21 protein-coding genes are annotated in these 23,345 nt (G+C 60.5%); 10 read left to right on the top strand and 11 right to left on the bottom strand.

Annotated elements, in window-relative coordinates; translation table 11 throughout:
- Positions 1-93: 93 nt before the first annotated feature.
- Positions 94-552, bottom strand: a complete 459-nt coding sequence (locus HX803_RS09225) for a VOC family protein (RefSeq protein WP_178920120.1) — start codon at positions 550-552, stop codon at positions 94-96.
- Positions 553-777: 225 nt separating this feature from the next.
- Here HX803_RS09225 and HX803_RS09220 point away from each other — a divergent pair, with 225 nt between their 5' ends.
- Genes HX803_RS09220 through HX803_RS09210 form a run of 3 tightly spaced genes read left to right on the top strand, consistent with a single transcriptional unit; the run spans position 778 to position 3,472 of the window.
- Complete coding sequence (locus HX803_RS09220) at positions 778-2,001, top strand: SfnB family sulfur acquisition oxidoreductase (protein ID WP_178920119.1); 1,224 nt, start codon at positions 778-780, stop codon at positions 1,999-2,001.
- 3 nt (positions 2,002-2,004) lie between these two features.
- Positions 2,005-2,670: a methionine ABC transporter permease gene (locus HX803_RS09215; RefSeq protein ID WP_176996402.1), complete on the top strand. Its 666-nt coding sequence runs from the start codon at positions 2,005-2,007 to the stop codon at positions 2,668-2,670.
- 31 nt (positions 2,671-2,701) lie between these two features.
- Entirely contained in the window at positions 2,702-3,472 is a 771-nt protein-coding gene (locus tag HX803_RS09210) for a MetQ/NlpA family ABC transporter substrate-binding protein (protein WP_178920118.1), read from the top strand.
- A gap of 101 nt (positions 3,473-3,573) precedes the next feature.
- Here HX803_RS09210 and soxR read toward each other — a convergent pair whose 3' ends face one another.
- Entirely contained in the window at positions 3,574-4,023 is a 450-nt protein-coding gene (soxR, locus tag HX803_RS09205; protein WP_178920117.1) for a redox-sensitive transcriptional activator SoxR, read from the bottom strand.
- Between the two features lie 100 nt (positions 4,024-4,123).
- On the opposite strand from soxR, the gene HX803_RS09200 reads away from it, so the two are divergent.
- Positions 4,124-4,489 carry an antibiotic biosynthesis monooxygenase gene (locus HX803_RS09200; protein ID WP_178920116.1) on the top strand — a complete coding sequence of 122 codons (366 nt, stop codon included), beginning with the start codon at positions 4,124-4,126 and terminating at the stop codon, positions 4,487-4,489.
- On the opposite strand, the gene HX803_RS09195 is transcribed toward HX803_RS09200, so the two are convergent.
- The 4 genes from HX803_RS09195 to msuE form a co-directional block, all read right to left on the bottom strand.
- The gene (locus HX803_RS09195; RefSeq protein WP_176996398.1) at positions 4,478-5,581 is read right to left on the bottom strand and encodes a sigma-54-dependent Fis family transcriptional regulator; all 1,104 of its coding nucleotides are present in this window, start codon (positions 5,579-5,581) and stop codon (positions 4,478-4,480) included. The two genes, HX803_RS09200 and HX803_RS09195, sit on opposite strands and share 12 nt — an antisense overlap.
- Before the next feature lie 11 nt (positions 5,582-5,592).
- Entirely contained in the window at positions 5,593-6,780 is a 1,188-nt protein-coding gene (locus HX803_RS09190) for an acyl-CoA dehydrogenase family protein (RefSeq protein WP_178920115.1), read from the bottom strand.
- 87 nt (positions 6,781-6,867) lie between these two features.
- Positions 6,868-8,010 carry an FMNH2-dependent alkanesulfonate monooxygenase gene (ssuD, locus tag HX803_RS09185; protein ID WP_178920114.1) on the bottom strand — a complete coding sequence of 381 codons (1,143 nt, stop codon included), beginning with the start codon at positions 8,008-8,010 and terminating at the stop codon, positions 6,868-6,870.
- A gap of 9 nt (positions 8,011-8,019) precedes the next feature.
- Positions 8,020-8,583: an FMN reductase gene (msuE, locus tag HX803_RS09180; protein WP_178920113.1), complete on the bottom strand. Its 564-nt coding sequence runs from the start codon at positions 8,581-8,583 to the stop codon at positions 8,020-8,022.
- Between the two features lie 399 nt (positions 8,584-8,982).
- Between msuE and HX803_RS09175 the strand changes: the two genes are divergently transcribed.
- The 5 genes from HX803_RS09175 (at position 8,983) to HX803_RS09155 (ending at position 18,357) form a co-directional block, all read left to right on the top strand.
- Entirely contained in the window at positions 8,983-9,252 is a 270-nt protein-coding gene (locus HX803_RS09175; protein ID WP_178920112.1) for a hypothetical protein, read from the top strand.
- 314 nt (positions 9,253-9,566) lie between these two features.
- Positions 9,567-13,712 carry a DUF1592 domain-containing protein gene (locus HX803_RS09170; RefSeq protein WP_178920111.1) on the top strand — a complete coding sequence of 1,382 codons (4,146 nt, stop codon included), beginning with the start codon at positions 9,567-9,569 and terminating at the stop codon, positions 13,710-13,712.
- A gap of 2 nt (positions 13,713-13,714) precedes the next feature.
- Positions 13,715-15,085: a DUF1552 domain-containing protein gene (locus HX803_RS09165; RefSeq protein ID WP_178920110.1), complete on the top strand. Its 1,371-nt coding sequence runs from the start codon at positions 13,715-13,717 to the stop codon at positions 15,083-15,085.
- A 253-nt stretch (positions 15,086-15,338) separates the two neighbouring features.
- Positions 15,339-16,499 (top strand): cysteine desulfurase family protein, encoded by a 1,161-nt coding sequence (locus HX803_RS09160; protein WP_178920109.1) that lies wholly within the window; start codon positions 15,339-15,341, stop codon positions 16,497-16,499.
- 49 nt (positions 16,500-16,548) lie between these two features.
- Positions 16,549-18,357: an aminopeptidase P family protein gene (locus tag HX803_RS09155; RefSeq protein ID WP_178920108.1), complete on the top strand. Its 1,809-nt coding sequence runs from the start codon at positions 16,549-16,551 to the stop codon at positions 18,355-18,357.
- Here the strand turns inward: HX803_RS09155 and HX803_RS09150 are convergent.
- A complete protein-coding gene (locus HX803_RS09150) occupies positions 18,350-19,258 on the bottom strand; it encodes a LysR family transcriptional regulator (RefSeq protein WP_178920107.1) in 909 nt (302 codons plus the stop codon). The genes HX803_RS09155 and HX803_RS09150 overlap by 8 nt on opposite strands.
- A 114-nt stretch (positions 19,259-19,372) precedes the next feature.
- On the opposite strand from HX803_RS09150, the gene HX803_RS09145 reads away from it, so the two are divergent.
- On the top strand, positions 19,373-20,368 hold the full coding sequence (locus tag HX803_RS09145) for a zinc-dependent alcohol dehydrogenase family protein (protein WP_178920106.1): 996 nt from the start codon (positions 19,373-19,375) through the stop codon (positions 20,366-20,368).
- Here the strand turns inward: HX803_RS09145 and HX803_RS09140 are convergent.
- The 4 genes from HX803_RS09140 to rhtA all read right to left on the bottom strand — a co-directional run bounded on the left by HX803_RS09140 (position 20,365) and on the right by rhtA (position 23,167).
- Positions 20,365-20,955, bottom strand: a complete 591-nt coding sequence (locus tag HX803_RS09140; RefSeq protein ID WP_178920105.1) for a 2-hydroxychromene-2-carboxylate isomerase — start codon at positions 20,953-20,955, stop codon at positions 20,365-20,367. The two genes, HX803_RS09145 and HX803_RS09140, sit on opposite strands and share 4 nt — an antisense overlap.
- Positions 20,956-20,988: 33 nt before the next feature.
- Entirely contained in the window at positions 20,989-21,720 is a 732-nt protein-coding gene (locus HX803_RS09135; RefSeq protein ID WP_178920104.1) for an SDR family oxidoreductase, read from the bottom strand.
- Positions 21,721-21,830: 110 nt separating this feature from the next.
- Positions 21,831-22,112 (bottom strand): hypothetical protein, encoded by a 282-nt coding sequence (locus HX803_RS09130; RefSeq protein ID WP_176996385.1) that lies wholly within the window; start codon positions 22,110-22,112, stop codon positions 21,831-21,833.
- A 167-nt stretch (positions 22,113-22,279) separates the two neighbouring features.
- Positions 22,280-23,167: a threonine/homoserine exporter RhtA gene (gene rhtA, locus HX803_RS09125; RefSeq protein WP_178920103.1), complete on the bottom strand. Its 888-nt coding sequence runs from the start codon at positions 23,165-23,167 to the stop codon at positions 22,280-22,282.
- Positions 23,168-23,345: the final 178 nt, after the last annotated feature.

The following is a 23,345-nucleotide window of genomic DNA, read 5'->3' as shown; positions in this document are numbered from 1 at the left end:
AAAGCGGAGTGTCAGCCACCTTATGGGTTGGCTCATACACCGTATTCGCGAGCAAACCCGCTCCCACAGGTGATAGAGGGTGTTTATGCGATCTCAGCTTTGCTGGAACATCTCCATGGCACGCTGGCGGATTTGCGCTTCGGTCAGGTCCTCCTTGTGGGTGGCCAGGAACCACAGATGCCCGAAAGGATCCTTCACACTTGCCGAGCGGTCGCCATAAAACTGGTCTTTGGGCTCTGACACCACGCTGGCACCTGCTGCGACCGCTTGTTTGAATTGCGCATCCACATCCTCCACGTACAGATGCAGGCCGACGCTGGTGTGTTCGGCGGGGTTGCGCAGGGCCATTTCATCGCAGGGCGTGCCCAGCATGATCGCCGAGTCGCCAATACGCAGTTCGGCGTGGCCGACTTTGCCGTCGGGCATGTCCAGACGCATGACTTGTATGGCGCCGAAGGCTTTTTTGTAGAACTCGATGGCTTCGGCGGCTTTGTTGATGCCCATGTAAGGCGTGACGCGGTGATAGCCCTCTGGAATGGGTTTGACGCTCATATCGTTCTCCTGGGTGGTGGTGATGGAGTCACGGCCTTTTCACTATAGGCCACGTGTCGCGAGGGCTGCGGCTAGCCGACGAGGTGTTCGCCAGGCAACAGTGAACGGGCAGATTGCTGCGCCATCAGCGCTCCTGGATCCGATTTATGCAGCCAAACCCCCGGTTTCAGGGCTCGGCACAGAAGCTGCAATAGCTCAGGCAAACCATTCGCCCGAGAGCGTTGTATGTCTGTACTGCCTGTATCTGCCGATTACCCGATTCACAGCCCCGATGCCGAAATCATTCGCGACGAAGCCCACGCCCTTGCGGTTGCCCACCGCGTTGCCGCGGTATTGCTGGCGCAGGACGCCGAGCGCGACCGTACGCGCCACGTGCCCGCCGACGTGGTGGACCTGTATTCCAACAGCGGCCTGTGGGGCATCAGCGTGCCGCGTGAGTTTGGTGGGGCGCAGGTGTCCTACGCGGTGCTGGCCCAGGTGATTGCGATTATCTCGGCGGCTGACCCGTCGCTGGGGCAGATCCCGCAGAACCATTACTGCCTGCTGGAAGACATCCGCCTGCAAGGCACGCCTGAACAGCAGGCGCATTTCTTCGGCCTGGCACTGCAAGGCCATCGGTTTGCCAATGCGCTGTCGGAAACCGGCGGCAAACATGTGCAGGACATCCAGGCGACGATTCGCCGCGAAGGCGATGGCTATGTGATCAACGGGCGCAAGGGCTATTGCACCGGCTCGTTGTACGCCCATTGGCTGGCGGTGCTGGCGCTGGATGAACAGCAAAACGCGCAACTGGCTTTTGTAAAACGCGGCACCGAGGGCCTGGTGGTGGTGGACGACTGGGACAGCATGGGCCAGCGCACCACCTCCAGCGGCACGGTGCTGGCCGAGCAGTTGCGGGTGCCGGCGTTCAACCTGTTCCCGACGCATAAGTCCTACGATTCGCCGACATTGGCCGGCCCGTTCGCCCAACTGACCACCGCCGCCATCGACGCCGGTATTGCCCGCGCCGCGCTGCGTGACACGGTACAGTTCGTGCAGCAGTTCGCCCGGCCGTGGATCGATGCCGGTGTGGAAAAAGCCAGCGAAGACCCGTTGACCATCATCCAGGTTGGTGCGCTCGACATTCGCCTGGAAGCCGCTGAAGCCTTGCTGGAACGCGCAGGTGTAGCCCTGGATGCGGCACGCCCCGCGCCGGACGAAGACAACGTCGCCCATGCCTCCCTGGCGGTGGCCCGGGCCAAGGTGCTCACCACCGAAATCGCCATCGAAGCCAGCAACAAGCTGTTCGAACTCGGCGGCACCCGCTCGACCTTGAAGAAGCACAACTTCGATCGCCATTGGCGCAACGCCCGGGTGCACACCCTGCATGACCCGGTGCGCTGGAAGTACCACGTGGTGGGCAACTGGCTGCTCAACGGCGCCAAGCCGCCGCGCCACGATTGGTCGTAAGCCATGGCCGAATTGTTTAAACACATCTACTGGGCCGACATCGGCCAGGCGTGCCTGGAAACCCTGAGCATGCTCGCTGCCGCCCTGGGGTTTACCGTGCTGCTGGGGCTGCCGTTGGGCGTGGTGTTGTTCCTCACCGGCAAACGCCAGTTGCATGAGGCGCTGGGGGTGTACCGCGTGTTGTCGGTGGTGGTCAACGTGCTGCGCTCGCTGCCGTTCATCATCCTGCTGATTGTGTTGATCCCGCTCACCACCTTACTGGTGGGCACTTCCCTGGGCGTGCCGGGCACCATCCCGCCGCTGGTGGTGGGGTGCACACCGTTCTTTGCACGGTTGGTGGAAACCGCGCTGCGTGAAGTCGATCGCGGTGTGGTGGAGGCTACCCAGTCCATGGGCGCCAGTACTTGGCAGGTGATTCGCCACACGCTGCTGCCGGAGGCCCGGGGCGGGCTGCTGGCGGCGGTGACCGTGACCTCGATTGTGCTGGTGGACTACACCGCCATGGCCGGGGTGATCGGGGGCGGAGGCTTGGGTGACCTGGCGATTCGCTACGGCTACCAACGGTTCCAGACCGACGTGATGGTGGTCACCGTGGTGCTTCTGCTGGTGCTGGTGCAGGCCCTGCAGATGACCGGTGACCGTTTGGTGGCGCGTTACAGCCGCCGTTGACACTTATAAAACTACTGCCTTCGGAGCCTTCATGAAAAAGTCCTTGGCCATTTTGGCCGCTGTCCTGTCGTTCAATGCGTTTGCCAACGAGACACTGGTGGTGGGCGCCACCCCCGTGCCCCATGCGGAAATCCTCGAGTTTGTGAAACCGGTGCTGGCCAAGGAAGGCGTGGACCTGCAGATCAAGGTCTTCACCGACTTCATACAGCCCAACCAGCAGTTGGCCCTGAAGAACCTCGATGCCAACTACTACCAGTACCGCCCGTTCCTCGATGACTACAACAAGACCCGTCACACCGACCTGGTGCCGGTGGTGGGCGTGCACATCGAGCCCTTTGGCGCTTATTCGACGCGCATCAAAAACATCTCAGAGTTGAAGGACGGCGCCACCGTGTCGATCCCCAACGACCCGGTCAACACCGGCCGCGCCTTGGTGCTGCTGGATGAAGCCGGCCTGATCAAGCTCAAGGACCCGAGCAACACCCTGAGCACGCAGCGTGATATTGCGCAAAACCCCAAGCACCTGAAGATCCGTGAACTGGAAGGCGCCTTGCTGGCCCGTTCGGTGAGCCAGGTGGACCTGGCGTTCGTGTTTGCCAACTACGCACTGGAAGCGGGGATCGACACCAACAGTGCGTTGATCGTGGAGAAGGGCAAGTCGCTGTACGTCGAGTACCTGGTGGCTCGGCCGGATAACATCAACGACCCGCGCATCCAGAAACTGGCCAAGGCGTTGAACTCCGATGAAGTGCGTCAGTTCATCCTGACCCGCTACAAGGGCCAGATTGCGCCGGGGTTCTAACCCGAGTGCAGATCAACTGTGGGAGCTGGCTTGCCTGCGATGGCGTCCGCAAAATCTCCATCGCCGGCAAGCCGGGCTCCTACAGGGATCGGGTTTTCAGGTCAGGTTTCGGGTGTGGGTTCCAATAGCTGAGCCCCCGGCCCACGCTCACCCAGTTGATCATCCTGGTTGCGCAACGGGCATGCCTCCATCGACAAGCACCCGCAACCAATACAGCCATTGAGCTTGTCCCGCAGCAACATCAGCTTGTTGATGCGTTCATCCAGGTCTTCCCGCCACAGCGCCGACAAACGCTCCCAATCCTGGGCGGTGGGCGTGCGGCCATCCGGCAGCGTCTGCAAGGCCTCGCCAATCGTCGCCAGTGGAATCCCCAAGCGCTGGGCGATCTTGATCACCACCACCCGCCGCAGCACGTCCCGTGGATAACGCCGCTGGTTGCCGGCGTTGCGGTTGCTTTTGATCAGCCCCTTGGTTTCGTAGAAGTGCAGCGCCGTGACCGCCACGCCGCTGCGGGCCGCCAACTGGCCGACGGTGAGTTCTTTGTTCAGCATGACAATCTCCGAAACAACGCTTGACCTTGACTTAACTAGAGGTTTTACCCTGCGTGGCATCGAATCGCAAGATTCTGCCTACGGAGAGAGGGGAGTGTTCATGCAGGTATCAGAGAAGAATCGCAGTTTCACTCAGCTGATCGAATTCCAGATCGAACCCCATCAGCAAGGGGCTCTGGTGGCGGCGTTGTCCACCCAGAGCGAGCGCCTGGCCGAGGGCCATGGCGGTTTTTTGAGTGCGAGCGTGCAGGTCAGTGATGACGGGCGGCGGGTGCTCAATTACCTGCAGTGGCAGTCCCGCGAGGATGGCGAGGCCGCGTTCCAGCGCTTTGAGCAGGGCGAGGAAGATTTCTGGACGCTGATCCGCGCCCACCAGGCCACGGCCGTGACCTTCGGTTCGTTCCAGGTGCTGCGCAGTTTTGAGCGCAGCCATGACAACGCGTTGCACTGCCGCCTAAATGGATAAGTGCAACATGCGTTCGCCTTGTACGTTTTCGCCGGGGCGACGTTTGTTCACCGCCAGCTCGCCGATCTTGATCAGGCGGGTGCGCGTCACGTTGCGGCTCAGGCCCAGCAAGTTGGCGGTGTGCACCTGGTTGTAATGGCTGAAGCGGTAGGCGGCCCGTAGCAGCGCGTCCTCGACCTTTTCGTGCAGGGCTCCGGCCTGTTCCTCGAACAGTTTCTGAAAGGCGCGCTCCAGCAGGGCTTCGGCACTGTTGTCGGCGCTGTGCTGACTGTCGTCCTGGCGCTCGATGCGCATGTTCGACAGGCGCAGGTCATCCCGCTCTATCACGCCATTACGGCAGATCAACAGGGTGTGGTGAATCACGTTTTCCAGCTCGCGGATATTGCCCGGCCAGCTGTAGCTCTTGAGCTTGTGCTCGGCCTCACGGCTGATGGTGATCGGGCCGTAACCCAGGCGCTGGCTGTAGGCTTCGATGAAATGCCGGGTCAGCGGCAGGATGTCGCCGGGACGCTCGCGCAGCGGGCTGAGTTCCAGGCTGACCACATCGAGGCGGTAATAGAGGTCTTCGCGGAAGTGCCCGGCGTTGATGGCCTTTTCCAGCTGCACATTCGTCGCGGCCAAGACGCGCACATCAATCGGAATGCTCTTGCGTGAACCCAGGCGCACTACCTCACGTTCCTGCAGGACGCGCAGCAACTTGACCTGGATCGCCATGGGCAAGTCGCCGATTTCATCGAGGAACAAGGTGCCGCCGTCCGCTTCTTCAAACCAGCCGGCCTTGGCGCTGAGGGCGCCGGTGAAGGCGCCTTTTTCATGGCCGAACAGTTCGGCTTCCACCAGGGATTCGGAGAACGCGCCGCAGTTCACCGCCACGAACGGCCGATTGCGGCGTGCGCTGAGGTTGTGGATATGCCGCGCCACCAGCTCTTTACCGGTGCCGGTTTCGCCGATGATCAGCACGCTGGCTTCGCTGGGCGCCACTTGCTGGATGTGATCGAGCAGCGCCTGGGATTTGGGGTCTTCGAAGACCTGGGCCGTGGCGCGGATCGAGGTCGCGAGGGCGGGCGAGGGCGGTAGGGTCAAAAGCTGCATGGGCACCTCTCTCAGGAGTAGAACGTGGGAATCGGCAGGGACTGGTTCAAGGCCCAATCACCGAGTTCGTGGAGTTTGTAGTCCACCGGGTCGTGCAACGTCTGGGTGCGCAGGTTGCGCCAGTGGCGGTCCAGGCGCAGTGACGCGTGGGTGGAGCGTGCGCCGGTCACTTCAAACAGCCGGCTGCACAAATCCAGGCCCTGGCGAGTGGCGGCGACTTTGGCGGTGGCGATGGCGATGGCCAGTTGGCCGCGCTCGGCTTCGCTGAGGTTCGGGCCCTTGGCCCAGGCTTGATCGAGCAGCTCGGCGGCGCTTTCGACCAGCAGGCGTATACCCTCCAGGGCGACCCAGAAGTCGCCGTAGTGATGCAGCACGTAGGGGTCGTGGCGCACGTCATCGGCCGAGGATTTGTGCCACGAGCGGGTTTCGGTGAGGGTGTAGTGCCGTGCTTCTTCAAAGGCGCCTTCGGCAATGCCGAGGAACATATGGGTGAAGGTCAACTGTGCAATCAACGGGCGCAGGCAGGCAAAGGGCGTGCTCAGCGGGCCCGGGTCGAGCAGCAGTTCCGACTCTTCGACGCGCACCCGTTCGAAGCTGGCGCTGCCGCTGTCGGTCTGGCGTTGGCCGATGTTGTTCCAGTCATTGTGCAAGGTGATGCCGCTGCGCCCGCTGGGGATGGCGGCGATCAACAGTTTGCCGCCGGCATTTTCATCGACGGCGGAGGCAATCAGCATTTCCGAATCGCTGGCGCCGGAGCAGAAACTCTTCTTGCCGGAAAACTCGCGCCAGCCGCCGAAGTCCTTGACCACCGTGCGCGTGTCCAACGGGTTGAGGGCGTTGCCCCAGAACCAGTTTTTGCGGGCAGTCTGTTCGAACCAGGGTTGCCATTGGTCCGGGCGTGCAAACAGCCGCACGGTGGCGAGCATCAAGTGATGAAAACCGAAGACATGGGCGATGGAGCTGTCGACCTTGGCGAACTCACGCACGATGCCCAGGGTTTCACTCCAGCGTGCGCCGAGGCCGCCGTATTGGGTGGGGATGCTCAGGGCCAGCAGGCCGCTTTGGCGCAGGGCATCGCGCTCGGCTTTGGGCGTGCCGCCGCGCTCATCGCGCTCGACGGCGGTGAGGGCGAATTCGGCGGCCAGCAATTTGGCGGTCTGCACAGGCGATGGCAGGACGCTGTGGGGTTTGGCTGTCACACGGTGTTCCTCATTTTTTATCTGGCAATGAAGGCCAAATGTGGGAGCGAGCAAGCCCGCTCCCACATAAAGCCGATCTCACTGCCCTCAGGCCTTTGTGGTGGGCAACACATCGTTGGCAATCATTTCGCCAAACGGGCCCGTGAGGTTGGTCACGCCGCGCCCGGCCAGGCTCGCGTATGGCTCGGGCAGCAGCGGAAACACCAGTTCGGCAAAGCGGTAGGCTTCTTCCAGGTGCGGGTAGCCGGAGAAAATGAAGCTCTCGATCCCCAGGTCCGCGTATTCCTTGATGCGCTCGGCCACTTGCTGCGGGTTGCCCACCAGCGCCGTGCCGGCACCGCCACGCACCAGGCCGACGCCGGCCCACAGGTTGGGCGCGATTTGCAGGTTGTCGCGACGCCCGTCGTGCAGCGCGGCCATGCGGCGCTGGCCTTCGGAGTCAAAGCGCGAGAACGATTTTTGCGCGGCGGCGATGGTGTCGTCGCTGATGTGTTCGATCAGTTTGTCGGCGGCTTTCCAGGCCTCTGCTTCGGTTTCACGCACGATCACGTGCAGGCGAATGCCGAACTTCACGGTGCGCCCGTGGCGTGCGGCGCGCTCACGCACATCCGCGAGTTTTTGTGCGACGGCGGCAGGTGGCTCGCCCCAGGTCAGGTACACGTCCACCTGCTCGGCGGCGAGGTCGTGGGCGGCGTCGGAAGAACCGCCGAAGTACAGTGGCGGATAAGGCTTCTGCACCGGTGGGTAAAGCGCCTTGGCGTTCTGCACACGCAGGTGTTTGCCTTCGAAGTCCACCGATTCACCCTGCAACACACGGCGCCAGATGCGCAGGAATTCGTCGGTGACTTCATAGCGTTCGCTGTGGTCGAGAAAGCTGCCATCACCGCGGTTTTCGTCGGGATCGCCACCGGTGACCACGTTGATCAGCAGGCGACCGTTGGACAGGCGGTCCAAGGTCGCTGCCATGCGTGCGGACACGGTGGGCGAGATGATGCCCGGACGGATCGCCACCAGGTAGCGCAGGCGTTCGGTCAGCGGCACCAGCGCCGAGGCGATGACCCAGGAGTCTTCGCACGAACGCCCGGTAGGAATCAACACGCCGTGGTAACCCAGGCTGTCAGCCGCCTGGGCGACTTGCTTGAGGTAATTGAGAGTGACCGGCCGTGCGCCTTGGGTGGTGCCCAGGTAATGCCCGTCGCCGTGAGTCGGCAGAAACCAGAAAACATCCATGACAAATCCTTAGGCGATTTTCAGCAGGGAAGGTGCGTGTGCTGCAAACAACGGCGCCGCGCGTTCGGCCGCCAGTTGAATGCGGGCTTTGAGCAACTCGCTGGTGATTTGGTAGTCGGTGAAATCGGCCTCCGTGGCGTACACGCCAATCGGCAAGGTCAAGGCCTGGAAGAAGCTGAACAGCGGACGCAACTGGTGATCGAGCACCAGCGCGTGGCGCTCGCTGCCACCGGTGGCGGCGAGTAGCACGGGGGTGTTGATCAGCGCGTTGAGGCCAACCAGGTCGAACAAGTGCTTGAGCAGGCCCGGGTAGGAACCGCGATAGACCGGCGCGGCAACGATCAACAGGTCGGCCTGTTCGATGGCCAACAGTTGCGCTTCGACATCGGCCGGCAATTCATCACGTGACAGTGCGCCGCCCAGCGGCCGAGCGATGTCGCCCAGTTCGATCACGGTAGCCTCGATCGGCAGCAGGGTGGCCAGCTCGGCCAGCACAGCGTGGGTCAGGACGAGGGTGCGGGACGGGCGCCAGGTTCCGCCGGAGAGGGCAACGACATTCAGGGGACGGGTCATGAACAGTTCCTTTTTCAACAGTGGTTCATAGCAGGTGAGGTCAAACGCCTTGAGCAAGAGCTGTACCAAAGGCGCAAAGCCTTGGTGGACGGGGGCTGCAGGCTTACTGCTGAAAAATGAAGCTGTTGTCTGCCTGGTGTTTTGTTGAATGGCTGTTGCCGGGGCAACAGTTGCGTGGCGAACAGTGTTGATCGGGCGTGAGGCAGTTATAGAGGGTTACTTTTATTCCGTAAATGAACGTATTTCCATATTTATAGATCGTTAAGAAATATAAAGGGTGTGCTATCGAGGGTGCCTGAACGGTTGATAGCGACTATCACGGCGGTTGATTTTTCGTTGCCAAGGGCCGGGAGTAGCCTGTGTTCATTGACTTAAAACCTCTTTCGCAGGGCCTTCGCCATGAACCGTTTCCTCGCCGTTTGCTTGTTAGTTGTCAGCGCTGTTCTCGCCGGGTGTGCGGCCCATCCTTCCCCTGAGTTGCGCCCCTACACCGCTGAAGAGAGCAAGCAGTTGGCGTTGGAAGCGCTGAGCCGGCGCGGCCTGTCGTTTGACGAGTACCAACAGCAGCGCGCTGCGCTGACCGGCCAGCCGCAGAAAGCCTTTGGTTTTGATCAGCAGGCCGAGATGAATGCACAGCAATCTGCTCACCACGGTGGTCGCGCGAGCTGATGTCTATCCGACGGTAGGTAACGGCGAGGATTTGACGGCGAGTTGCGCCCCAACTAGAACTTAGCTGTAGCAAATCATCACGCCTGAGCTGCAGGTGGATGGTTGGGTTGAGTGTCTGTTGGCTCCTGTCTCTATGGCTTTACGCCATGTCGTGGTCACGCAGTGGAATAGCCTTGCAAGACATTCAGAATTGGAGCTCTGAAGCCCAGTAGCGTTTTGGATGGGTTTCCTGCCGGGTGTTTCACAGCAGGGCGGTGAATATGTAGTCCTTCCTGGATGGAAGAACCACTTGGCTTGCCAATGGATCGCAAGTCATGAAGCTATTTCCGCGTTTTTCCCGCGTGTTGTCGATCGGACTCATCGGCTTGGCTGTATTGGCCGTTCTGCTTTATTTCTTTTACACGCCCGCTCGGACGCCAGCGCCTGACTTGCCTTCTCAGGCCTGTACGGCGCCGGCTTATGCAGCGGGCACGGCTTACGCGCAGGGCGACCAGGTGCAGAATGTCGGCCGACAATTTGAATGCTGGAAGGATGAAGAGGCACCGCTTGGCATCGGCAGTTGGCAATGGTGCAAGCAGCCCGACTACAACCCGGGCCTGCCCGCCGGCAATGGGGCTGTCATCTGGCCGGACGCCTGGAAAGACTTGGGCGAATGTGGAGGTTTCCAGGGCAACCGACTGACCTTGAGTTTCGCCACGTTGAGCGGCCGTGGACCCATCGGCAACCCGGTGCCGGGTGTGGCGCGTGCCGATCAAATCGTCACAGGCGTGTTGCGTTGCAAGGCCGACGAAATCCCCATCAGCGCCAAATCCGGCGAGACGATCCATTTCGACAACTTGAAGGCCTGCGATTATCAATTGGTGATGAACGTGGCGGATGGCTTTGTGCCGTTGAACACGCCGCGAATTGTTTCTTTCCTGCGCGAGGAGGGCGAGGAACACGCCGTTACCCTCAAGTATCGGCCACCGGTACGCGCAGACAAACTCAGTGGCCTGCCGGGTATCAAAATCGAATTGTTTGCCCAGGGCCTGATTCAGCCGCGGCAAATGGCGATGGGCAAGAACGTGCTGTACGTCGGCTCCAGTGCGATTCCTTCTTACGTCTATGACGGAAAAATCGCCGATATGATCTACGCCTTGCCACTCGACAGCGCGGGCAAACCGACCGGTATCCATGTGGTTGCCAGCGGCCTGGAAGAGCCCCATGGTGTGGTGTATCGCGACGGTGACTTGTACTACTCGACCACCGGCGGCCTTTATCGCGTGCGCGACGCCGATGCGCACTACAAGGACCCTTCTCCAGAGTTGGTGTTCAAGTTCCCAGCCGATGACTCGGTGTTCCCGTTGCCTCCTGTCAGTTCGGGTTCGAGCACGCGCTTCTGGCATATGAAGCACCCTCTGCATTTCAATCCGCTGGACCCCGCCGACAAGGGCCTGTACACCGCGGTCGGCATACCGTGCAACCTGTGCATGATTCCCGCCGACCCGCGCTACGGCACGTTGTTGCGCTATGACACGGTGACCGGCAAGGCCGAGATACTGGCTAAGGGCGTGCGCAATTCCGTGGGGTTTGACTGGAACCCCAAGACCGGTGAAATCTGGTTTACCGATAACAATCGCCAGGGGTACCCCAACCCCGATGAACTCAATCGCATCAGCGGCGCCCACCAGCACTTTGGCGTGCCTTATCTGTTTGGCAAAGGGACGCCCGGCTTTACCGAGGAAGAGTTTCGCAACCCGGGCGTCATTCAGCCGCCCTTGGTGCAGGGGGCGATTGTTTCCGACAAATCCTTGCAGCAGATCGACCCGAAAGACTATGTGCCAGCCGCCTTTGAGCTGGGCACCAATACGGCGCCCCTGGGGCTTAAGTTCTGGGAGGGCTTCCCGGCGCGCGCGGGCACCCAGAATATGTTGGTGGCTGTGCACGGTGCGGGTACGGCAGAGCGGCCGGGCATGGACGTGCGGATTGTGTCGATCCAGAACGGCACGCGAGTGGTCAATCAAATCCCGCTGATCAACGGGTTTATCCAGGACCCTCAACGTTTTGATGTGTATTGCCTGGACGATTCCTGCGTCGGCCGGCCGGCAGATTTCCTGGAGTTGGCGGACAAAAGCCTGTTGGTGTCAGACGATGTCGCGGGGGTGATCTACCGCGTCAGCTATGACCCTGCGGGCCTGCCGGACACGCAACTGACCTTGCGTCCCATGCTGGCTCCCGCGCCTGAGTTGGAAGATGAAATGCTCAGTGGCACGCTGGTTTCACCGGGCGGCAATACCCGGCAGTTCCATACGTCGTTCAACCCTGCGGACAGTGAGGCTGCCTTGATTCTAAACGGCTTGCCCTACGGCACCTATCAGGTGCGACTCAACGACGTGAAAAACTGGATTCCCCAAGTGCGAAACACACAGGTCATCTTGTCATCCGAGAACAGCAAACCGACGGTGAACCTGCAGTACCGTGAACGGCCGATCAAGCTGGATATCAAGATTACGCTGTTGGCGCCTCCCAAACCCGCCTCGGTGACGGCTGCCAAGTGGCACTTCACTGTGCAGAAAAAAGACCCGGTAGGGGCTGCACCGGAAGTGGTCGAGGTGCCTTGGGGGGAGAGCGTCACGCGGCTGTTCGACTACGGAGAGTTCGACATCCTTTATCCCTATTATGCGCAAGAGAAACCGCAGCCTGAGCGTGTGTCCCTGCGGATCAACGAAGAAAGCCAGGACGAACAATTGACACCGATTGCCTATCGCCACGAGCCGAAGCTGGGCGAAACGGTGCTGGCCGAGGCGTGCACCAAATGTCATGCGGTGGAGTTCTTCAAGAACCTGCGCATGGCTGTGGCGTGGAGCGCTGCGGGCCAGGATGCGCTGGTCAGGCAGATTCAGAGCATGCCGGTCGCCGGGCATTGTGATACCACCTGTGCCACCGAGATCAGCAAGCACTTGTTTGACGTGGTGTGGGCGCCCTACCTGAGCCCGAACGATGCGTATGGCTTGCGGCAGGTGCGGCTGTTGACCCGTGATGAATACGCCAACAGCGTGTGGGATATTTTGGCGGTGGCGGTTAACACCGAAAAATTGCCTGCAGACAAATCGGAAAAAGACTTCAAGTACCCAGGCGAAGCCAGCATGGGATTCCTGCAGGCTGAAGACATCAAGCAACTGTATGAGATGGCTGTCTCCATCGCCGAGCGGGTGTCGCCCGAGCAACTCAAACGGCTTGAATCCGCGACCGACAGCCAGTCGGTGGGGGCACTGGGCTACAGGCTGTTTCGGCGTCATCTGACCGAAGCCGAACTGGCGCGTTATCAGACCGTACTTGATGAGCACGGGGAGCGGGCGCTGGTCACGGCATTGTTGCTGTCCCCTCACTTTCTGTATCGCTCGGAACTGGGGCAGGCAGTGGCAGGGCAAGGTGGCGTCTACAAGCTGACGCCTTACGAGGTGGCGACGGCGTTGTCCTACACCTACCAAGGCACTACTCCAGACGCGCTGCTGCTGGCCAAGGCTGAGCGCAATGAATTGCAGACACCAGAGCAAATAACGGCCGAGATCGACCGGATGATGCACACCGACCGTGGTCTGGAGCATTTCAATTGGTTCATCAGCTACTACATCAAGACGCAGCGCGGCGTGCAGGAAAAACCGGGATTGGATGCGCCGATGATCCAACTGATGACTCAGGAACAAGCATTGTTGACCCGCCATGTCATGCTTGACGGCAGGGGCACGCTGGACGAGTTGTTCAACCCCGGCGTGACTTTCCTTAACCGGGCGCTGGCCGAGCACTACGGTATCAGTGGGGTCACGGGCGATGCGATGCAGAAGGTGGCCGTGGATGAAAAACGCGGTGGCCTGCTGCACTTGGGGCTCTTCCAGGCGGCGACTTCCGACTACAAGGTCACCTCGCTGGTCAAACGCGGCATTGCGATTCGCGAAAACCAGTTCTGCCGAGAGTTCGGTGCGCCCGTCGAGGCCGAGCCTACGGAACCCACTTATCCGCCGCGTGCCATCACGACCCGTGAACGCTGGGACCTGGTCAACGGTGAGCAGGCTTCAGGGGGGCGTTGCTGGCAGTGCCATCAATATATGAACGACACCGGCTCGTCGATGGAGCATTACGACGCTACCGGGCGTTACCGCCAGCAGGAACCGGCCTACAACTACACGGAGTTTCCTGTGCAGTTGCCGATCAAGTCGTCTGGCCCGTTCATTGGCGTTGACGGGACGGTGCCCATCGAGGATGTGCGGGACATCTCCAAGTTGATCGCACACAACTCGGCATCGTTGTTTTGCATGGCAGACAGCTACTTTCGTTTTGCCTCGGGTAACAAATCCGACGAGTCCACGTCCGCAACGGTCAAGGCGATCACCGACGGGTTGAAGGGAACCGGCTCGTTGCCGGCGATGCTGCGAACGCTGGGCACCTCCAACGCGTTCCAATTCAAGACGCAGAGGGATTGATCATGGATATCTTGAAGAGCCGTCGTCGTTTCCTGGCCGGGCTGGCCGCCATGGGCGTGTTTGCACCGCTCACGCAGTGTGGCCTGGCCCGCATGGCCTTGGCGGGGCAAACCGAGCAAGCCAAGCTCAAGGTCGTATTTTTTGTGGTGCCAGACGGTTTGGCCGTGGACTCTGCGTCGGCTTATTCCAGCGATGGACGAGGCTTTTGGCATCCCAGTGCCCGTGCTCTGGATACGTCTGACTTTCAGCTCAACGAAGTCAGCCAGGAGCTGGCGGCGTATAAAAGTCAGTCCCTTTATGTGCGTGGCACCATCCTGGGGCCGGGCAATGAAGGTCACAACGGCTGGACGTGGGCCTTGCGCGACAGTGCGAAGAAAATGGCCTCGATTGATGTGTTGCTGGGGCGGCACATGCCGGGCACTGACCCGTCCCAGCGCAGCCTTTTTTCGGGGCCGCACTCGGGGATTGATGGCACCGCCTGGCAGGTCTCGTGGGAAGGGCCGGAAAGTGGTGGCGCCATGCGCAGGCCTGAGCAGGATCCGGTGTTGATGTACGAAAAGATCTTCGGCTCTGTCAGTCGTGATCTGCGCGAGCAACTGACGCGCAACAAGCATGTGTTCGACCCGGTACTGGCTGACATCAACGAGCTGCGAGGCAGGCTCGCCGGGGCGCAAAAACAGAAACTCGACACACAGCTTGATTCTGTGGAGCAAACCATGAAGGACATGGAGGAAACGCTCCCACCGATTGGTGAGTGTTCACCGCTGGCGTTGGAGGAGGTGCCGTTCAAGTCTGCGCAGTTTCGTAACCAAGTACAAAGCAGTCATCATCAAGTGGTTGCGACTGCATTGGCGTGTGGCATTACCCGTGTGGCCACGATTCAAGTGGGGCGCTCGGCGGAGTCGCTCAATATCCTGGATGTCAGCGACGTGACCAACCCCCATGATTGCGCGCACCGTCTTGGAGGATTGGACGTGTGGAAAAAATCCCGGCAGTGGTACACCCAACGGGCAAAGCTGTTTATGGATGAGCTGGCGCGCCAGGCAGACCCCGATGTTCCCGGCGATAGTTTGCTCAAGCACACGTTGGTGGTGTTGACCAGTGAGATGGCGGATGGTGCGCCTGAACACACCAAGGATATGCCGTTGGTATTGATGGGCGGGGCCAGCGGTTTGCTCAAGAGTGGTGACGGCGCAGGGCGTTATTTCAATATCACGGCACAGGGCGACCGGCATCAGGAGGGTAACCCGGTGATCGGCAATACCATGGTCGATATGCAGCGCATTTGGGCCACTATCGCCAGGGCCGCTGGAACGACTGTGCCGTACGGTGGGAATGTGGATCCGGTAACCGGGATATTCACCAACGTTTAAATCGCCGCAAACACGACAAAATGCCGGAAAGTCCGTGGGAACGACTTTTCGGCTTTTTTTATTTAGGCCCAATCGTTCTAACGGCCCCAGCGTTCAGGCTGTTAAGCTGAAAATCAGGAACGTTCCTACGCCTATCCGCGATAACCTGGTCTTTCTTTTATGGCATCCAGTCGGGTAAACCTGACGGCCCTTGTTCTGGTCGATGCCCCTGGGAGCGTTACTCTCGGGACATGCTCTGCGAGTCTTTAACGTCATGAATAAACGTCCGTTGTATTTCGACTACGCCGCCACCACCCCGGTGGATGAGCGGGTTATCCAGGTGATGGTCGAGTGCCTGGGTTTCAATGCCAATTTCGGCAACCCTGCGTCCAGCTCCCATGCGTTTGGCCAGGCGGCCCGGCAAACGGTCGAGCAGGCGCGTCGCCAGGTGGCCGAGCTGGTGGGGGCCCAGGCTGAGCAGATCGTCTGGACCTCCGGCGCGACCGAATCCAATAACCTTGCCATCAAGGGCGTGGCCCAGGCACGCGGTGTGGCGGGTGGGCATGTCATCACCAGCCAGATCGAGCACAAGGCAACCCTGGACACCGCGCGGCAGTTGCAGGAAGCCGGCGTGGCCGTGACCTACCTGGTGCCGGATGCCGAAGGCTTGATCAGTGCCGAGGCTGTGAGCGAAGCACTGCGTGAAGACACCTTCCTGGTGTCGCTGATGTTGGTCAACAATGAATTGGGCACCCTGAACGATATCCCGGCCATCGGTGCGCGGGTGCGTGAGCATGGCGCGCTGCTGCATGTGGATGCCGCGCAGGGGGCAGGCAAGGTGGCGATCGACCTGGCCGAGTGGCCGGTGGACCTGATGTCGTTTTCTGCACACAAGGTGTATGGCCCCAAAGGCATTGGCGCGCTGTACGTCGGGCCGCGGGCGCAGCAGAAGGTGCTGGCGCAGATTCACGGCGGTGGCCACGAAGGCGGTTTGCGTTCCGGCACCCTGGCGACGCATCAGATTGCCGGCATGGGCACCGCGTTTGCCCTGGCGGCACAGGCGTTTGTCGAGGAGAAGGTCGCGATTGTCGCCCTGCGTCAACGCTTGCTGGATCAGTTAGAGTCCGTCGCAGGCGTGCGCTTGAATGGCAGCCTCACCCAACGTATTCCCCATACCTTGAGCCTTACGTTCGACGAGGGTGAGTTCAACCCCGCTGCGTTGAGCGCAGGGATTGCCTTTTCGGCCACGTCGGCCTGCAATTCGGCCAGCAATGCGCCGTCCCACGTGCTTCTGGCCCTGGGCCACGATGCCCGCAGCGCTGGGCGCACCATTCGCCTGAGCCTGGGGCGGTTCACTACCGAGCAGGATATCGATCAGGCGGTACAACTGATCAAGGCGGCCCTCGCCACTGCACCAGCGTTCTGGGCGGTCTGAATTTCCAATCGCAACACATAACAATTATTCGTGGTTAGCAGGAGACACAATGAGTACGCAGCCTTTGACCCATGGAACGGTTCCCCAGCGCTTGGCGCATACCCGCGAACTGATGAGCCGCGAGGGCGTCCACGCCCTGCTGGTGCCGTCGGCGGACCCGCATTTGTCGGAATACCTGCCGGGTTACTGGCAGGGGCGCCAATGGTTGTCGGGGTTCCACGGTTCGGTGGGGACATTGATTGTCACCGCCGATTTCGCCGGTGTCTGGGCCGATAGCCGGTATTGGGAGCAGGCGACCAAGGAACTTAAGGGCAGTGGCATCGAGCTGGTGAAATTGCAGCCGGGCCAACCTGGCCCGCTGGAATGGCTGGCAGAGCAGACCCCGGAAGGCGGTGTGGTGGCAGTGGATGGCGCAGTGATGGCGGTGGCGTCGGCACGTACCCTGGGGGCCAAACTGGCGGAACGTGGCGCGCGTTTACGCACTGATATCGACCTGCTTGATGAAGTGTGGCAGGACCGCCCGGCATTGCCGAACCAACCGATCTACCAGCACTTGCCGCCGCAGGCCACCGTCAGCCGCGGAGAAAAACTCGCTGCCTTGCGGGCGAGTTTGAAAGAGAAGGGCGCCGATTGGCATTTCATCGCCACCCTGGATGACATCGCCTGGCTGTTCAACCTGCGTGGCGGTGATGTGTCGTTCAACCCGGTGTTCGTGTCGTTCGCGTTGGTCAATCAACAGCAGGCCACGCTGTTTGTGGCGCTGAGCAAGGTCGATGCCGAACTGCGTGCCGTGCTTGAGCAAGACGGCGTCACCCTGCGCGATTACAGTGAAGTGGCCGATGCGCTGCGCGCTGTGCCGTCGGGCGTGAGCCTGCAGGTTGATCCCGCTCGCGTCACCACAGGCTTGCTGGAAAACCTTGACGCAGGGGTGAAACTGATTGAAGGGCTGAACCCGACCACGCTGGCCAAGTCGCGCAAGAGCCTGGCTGACGCGGAACACATCCGCCAGGCCATGGAGCAGGATGGCGCAGCCCTGTGCGAGTTCTTCGCCTGGCTGGACGGCGCGGTGGGCCGCGAACGTATCACCGAGCTGACCATTGATGAACACCTGACCGCAGCCCGTACCCGTCGCCCGGGTTATGTGTCGTTGAGTTTCAACACGATTGCGGCGTACAACGCCAATGGTGCGATGCCGCACTACCACGCAACCGAAGAAGAGCACGCGGTGATCGAAGGTGACGGCTTGTTGCTGATCGATTCGGGTGGCCAGTACTTGGGGGGCACCACCGACATCACGCGGATGGTGCCTATCGGTACGCCGAGCGAGGAGCAGAAACGCGACTGCACACGCGTGCTGAAAGGCGTGATTGCCTTGTCCCGTGCGCATTTCCCCAAAGGCATTCTGTCGCCCTTGCTCGATTCGATTGCGCGCGCACCGATCTGGGCCGAAGGCGTGGACTACGGTCACGGCACCGGGCACGGCGTAGGCTATTTCCTCAATGTGCATGAAGGTCCGCAAGTGATCGCCTATCAGGCAGCGACTGCGCCACAAACCGCGATGCAGGCGGGGATGATCACGTCGATCGAACCGGGGACTTATCGCCCAGGCCGTTGGGGTGTGCGTATCGAGAACCTGGTGCTGAACCGTGAAGCGGGCAAGACGGAGTTTGGCGAGTTCCTCAAGTTTGAAACCCTGACCTTGTGCCCGATTGATACCCGTTGCCTGGAGCCATCGTTGCTGACGGTGGAAGAGCGCGAGTGGTTCAACGCCTATCACGCAGAGGTGTGTGAGCGCCTGAGCCCGTTGCTCAGTGGCGCGGCGCTTGAGTGGTTGCAGGTGCGCACGGCGGCTATCTGATCGCTTGCAGCTCGGGGGCCTGAGCCAGGGCGTCGGCCAGGTAGTCGACGAACGCCTTGACCCGGGCCGACTGGCGGCGATTGGGTGCCGACACCGCATGGATCGGCAGCGACTGTGGGGTGTAGTCCTGCAACAGCGCCACCACGCGGCCGGCTTTCAGGTCATCGTAGAACAGCCACAGGGGCGAAAGCGCAACGCCTAGCCCCGTCAACACCATCTCCCGCACCGCTTCAGAGTTATTGCTCTGGGCGTTGCCGGTGATGCGCACGGTGTGTCGCTTACCCTCTTTTTCGTAGGTCCACTGGTTTTGGCTGCTCAACAGGTTGAAGAGCAGGCAATTGTGCTGGGCGAGATCCTGCGGTGTGTGCGGGGCCGGATGCCGGGCCAGGTAGGCCGGGCTGGCCAGGGTGACACGGTGGGTGGTGCCGATTTGCCGGGCGATCAAGCCGCTGTCGCGCAGCTCGCCAATGCGCAGGGTCACGTCCAGGCCTTCACTGACCAGGTCTTGCAGTTGATCGCTGAGTTGCAGGTCAACGTGTACATCGGGGTATTGCTGCAGGAAACCGCTCAACCGCGAGGCGATATGCAGGTGGCCAAAGCTCACGGACGAACCGATGCGCAGGGGGCCGGCGATGCTTTCCTTGCCTGTCTGGAAGCTGTGTTCGGCGGCGTCCACGGCGGCGAGGATTTCTCGGCAATGGCTGTAGTACCGCTGACCTTCGTCGGTCAGGGACAGGTGGCGGGTGCTGCGGGAGATCAGCTTGCCGCCCAGTTCCTGTTCCAGGGCACGCAGCACTTTGCTGATGGTGGGCTGGGTGGTCTGCAGTTCCCGGGCGACGGCGGAAAAGCTGCCGCGTTCGATCACTCGAACAAAAATCGCCATCGCGTTGAGTTTGTCCATGATGCGGTCCATTCATGCCATTTGCGCATGGGTACTATAGCGGGTTGGCGTCTTATCGGCATGAGTGGGCGGGTGGATCATTGGCTTCACTTTCAATGAACCGAGATTGCCGAAATGACCGATACGACTGAAATGCAGGCGCTGGTGGTGGACACCGTCGACGCACCTTTTCGCCTGACAGCCATCGCCAAGCCGGTGGCGGGCGCTGGGCAGGTGCTGGTGCGTATACACGCCGTCGGCCTCAACCCTTTGGATGCGAAAGTTCGCGCAGGCCAGGCGGCACATGCTCAACAACCGCTGCCGGCGATCCTCGGCATGGACCTGGCGGGGACTGTCGAAGCGATAGGTGCGTTGGCGGGTGAATGGCAGGTGGGCGATGAGGTTTACGCGTTAGGGGCAGGGATTGGCGGTGCGCAAGGCGCGTTGGCTGAATACGCGGTGGTCGATGCGCGTTTGTTGGCGCGAAAACCCGCGTCCCTGGGGATGCGTGAAGCCGCCGTATTGCCGCTGGTGCTGATTACTGCCTGGGAAGGCTTGGTTGACCGTGCTCATGTAGGCCCTGGGCAAAAAGTCTTGATTCAAGGTGGTGCGGGGGGTGTAGGGCATGTCGCGGTGCAATTGGCTCTGGCTTATGGCGCGGATGTTTACGCGACGGGGTCTGCGAAACACCGGGCGACCATTGAAGGGTTGGGCGCCACCTTTATCGACTATCAGCAACACACGGTGGAAGCGTATGTGGCGCTCTACACCGAGGGTGAGGGGTTCGACATTGTGTATGACACCGTTGGGGGCGCGACGCTGGATGCCTCGTTTCGAGCGGCCAAGACCTATCACGGCCATGTGGTGAGCTGCCTTGGTTGGGGGCAGCATAGCCTGGCACCGTTGTCGTTCCGTGGGGCGACCTACTCGGGTGTCTTTACGTTGTTGCCGTTGTTGACGGGCAAGGGCCGCGAGCACCATGGGCAGATACTGGCCAAGGCGGCCCGCTTGATCAACGCCGGCAAGCTGAAGCCGATCATGGACCCTCATCATTTCGACCTGCTGACTGCCAATGCCGCTTACGATTTGCTCGCAAGCGGCGCTCAAGGACGCTTGGCGATCGAGATCTAGCGCAGGGCTTCGCGCACAAAATCCAGACGGTCCTGACCGAAGAACAGCCGGTTGCCTACAAACAGGCTGGGTGCGCCGAAGACGCCGCGCTGCACGGCTTGTTCGGTCTTGTCCTTGAGTGCGGCCTTTACGGTTTCATCGTTGGCCAGGGCTAGGACCTGCTCCGGATCAAAGCCCTGTTCGGTTAGTACTTGCGCGACCACTGCTGGGTCACCCAGGTGGCGGCCTTCTACCCACAGGGCTCTGAACAGGCAATCAATAAAGTCGAGGAAGCGTTCTGGTTGGTGCATCTGGACGCCGGTGACGGCCCGCATCAGCACCAGGGTGTTGATGGGGAAGTGCGGGTTGAACTTGAGGGGCACCTTGTAGCGCTGGGCATAGCGCGCCAGGTCATCGAACATGTAGCGGCCCTTGGCGGGAACGGTGATGGGCGAGGCATTGCCGGTGGCTTTGAATACACCGCCCAATAACATGGGTTGATAGATCAGTTGCGCGCCGGTGTCGGCACACAGCGCAGGCAATTGGGTGTAGGCCAGGTAGGTGGCGGGGCTGCCGAGGTCGAAGAAGAATTCCAGGGTTTTACTCATGGTCGGTGCTCGCTGCTTATTGTTATGGGGTGTTTACCAGGGTTCGTTCCAGGGGCGCAGGTCCAATTCAAAGGTCCAGGCGTCGCGTGGCTGGCTGTGCAGGTACCAGTAGTTGTCGGCGATGTGGTCGGGGTTGAGGATGCCATCCTGATCTTTAAGGGCGTATTTCTGCGGGAAATTGTCGCGAATGAAGTCGGTGTCGATGGCGCCGTCGACCACCACGTGAGCGACGTGGATGTTCCTGGGCCCGAGTTCTCGCGCCATGCTTTGCGCCAAGGCGCGGATACCGTGCTTGGCGCCGGCGAACGCGGCGAAACCTGCAGCCCCGCGTAAACCTGCGGTGGCACCTGTGAACAGGATAGTGCCGCGGTTACGGGTGACCATGCGCTTGGCCGCTTCCCGCGCATTCAGGAAGCCTGAAAAACAGGCCATTTCCCAAATCTTGAAATACTTGCGGGCGGTTTCTTCGAGGATGCTGCACGGCACGTTGGCGCCGATGTTGAAGACGAAGGCTTCGATGGGGCCTAACTGGGTCTCGATCTGTTCGATGAGCGCGATAACATCGTCTTCCTTGCGCGCATCACAGGCAAAGCCGTGGGCTTCGCCGCCCGCTGACTGGATGCTGTCGACCAGGGGCTGCAATTTGTCAGCGCTGCGACGGGTGACGCAGGCCACATAACCCTCGCGCGCGAAGCGTTTGGCGATGGCGCCACCCGTGGCGTCACCGGCACCCACTACCAATACGATTTTCTTGTTGTGTGTCATGGGGACTCCTTTGGCTCGATTATCGAGCAGGAGTCTAGACGCCGCGCTGGGAATGCCGGAATGGATTGAATAAATGAATGCGAGCAGTCAGCGAAAGACTGCTCGAGCGCTTATTTGCAGATGACGATCATGCTACGGCTGGTATAGCCGGCTGGGTTGAGGCCGAAAGGGTAGTCCCCAGGCTCTTCCGAATTGTCACCGGACTTGGCGATAACGCGGTAGCCCTTGGCGCCACATGAATTGGTTGCACTGGTGTAGCACTGATCCCAGGAGGAGGACAGGCCGGAACAGTTGATATGCAGCCCTTTTTTGCCCCGTTTCACTTCTGTCTTGGTGGTCGCGGCACAGCCAGCCATGGCCACGACCATTAACAGTATCAAAATTCGCTTCATTCCTATCCTTAATAGCCGCTTCGCAAAAAACGCCGGAAGCAGGCTCTACTCGCTCTCGAGTGTAGCGTTCGTGCTGTCCTTGTCGAAATTCTCCATGAATGACATTCGTTTACGACATAAACATGGCCTAAATGAACGGCAAATACTAGAGCTACTTTTAAAGATGATTAATCTGCCGGCACCAGTGGTTTGGATTCGTTGCGCATTGTCAGGGTGGCACCTACGGATGCCAGAATGATGCAGGTGATGGCCATCCATTGTGCAAAGGACAAATGTTCTTGCAGGAAGAAAAGACCAGAGAGGGCGCCGAATGCGGGTTCGATGCTCATCAGGGTGCCGAAGGTACGCGCAGGAAGACGGGTGAGGGCAACCATCTCCAGGGTGTAGGGCAGGGCGGTTGACAGAATGGCGACGCCAATGGCGATGGGAATGAGGGCGGGTGTGAGCAACGCTGAGCCGGCGTGCACGATTCCGATGGGCGCAACAAACAGGGCGGCGATCATGACGCCGAGGGCGGCGGTCTGTACGCCGTTGTCATTGCCGGCCTTCTGGCCGAACAGAATGTAGAGTGCCCAGCAGACACCGGCGCCCAACGCATAGGTGGCACCGATCAGGTCGATCCCACTGCTGGCCTCTCCCGTGGGTATCAATAGGAGTAGGCCGGCTACTGCGAGGGCAATCCATAGAAAGTCGACTGCTCGGCGGGAAGCGTAGATAGCGACGGCGAGGGGACCGGTGAATTCCAGTGCCACAGCGATACCCAGGGGGACCGTGCGCAAGGACATATAGAAGAGGAAGTTCATTCCACCCAACGCCATCCCATAGACGATCACTGTGCGCAGTGACTTGGCCGTCAATTTAGCGCGCCATGGGCGCAATAGAAGCAGCATGATCACGCTGGCGAATATCAGGCGCAGGGTGGTGGTGCCTTGGGCACCGACGATGGGGAACATGCTCTTGGCCAGCGAGGCGCCGGACTGGATGGATGCCATGGCGATCAGTAACAAGCCGACAGGAAACAGCGCAGAAGCCAGGCTGCGGGGGGAGGTGGTCATTGGAGGTGTTCGTCCGGAGTCTTGGTAGAGGAGCAGAAGCCGCTATGATGCTTAAGTGTTCAGGGTTGAGCAATATATTGCTCAATATTCCTGGGCGTGCTTTCTATATAGAGCGTTTCCGGGGCTTTTGGGTAAATTGATAGAAAGATTAAATTAAGGGTTGACGGCAGATTCTGGA

Source organism: Pseudomonas sp. P7548 (genome assembly GCF_013386585.1).
Taxonomy (GTDB): Bacteria; Pseudomonadota; Gammaproteobacteria; order Pseudomonadales; family Pseudomonadaceae; genus Aquipseudomonas.
Note: the sequence above shows the minus strand (reverse complement) of the source record. Positions and strands in the feature narration are given on the sequence as shown.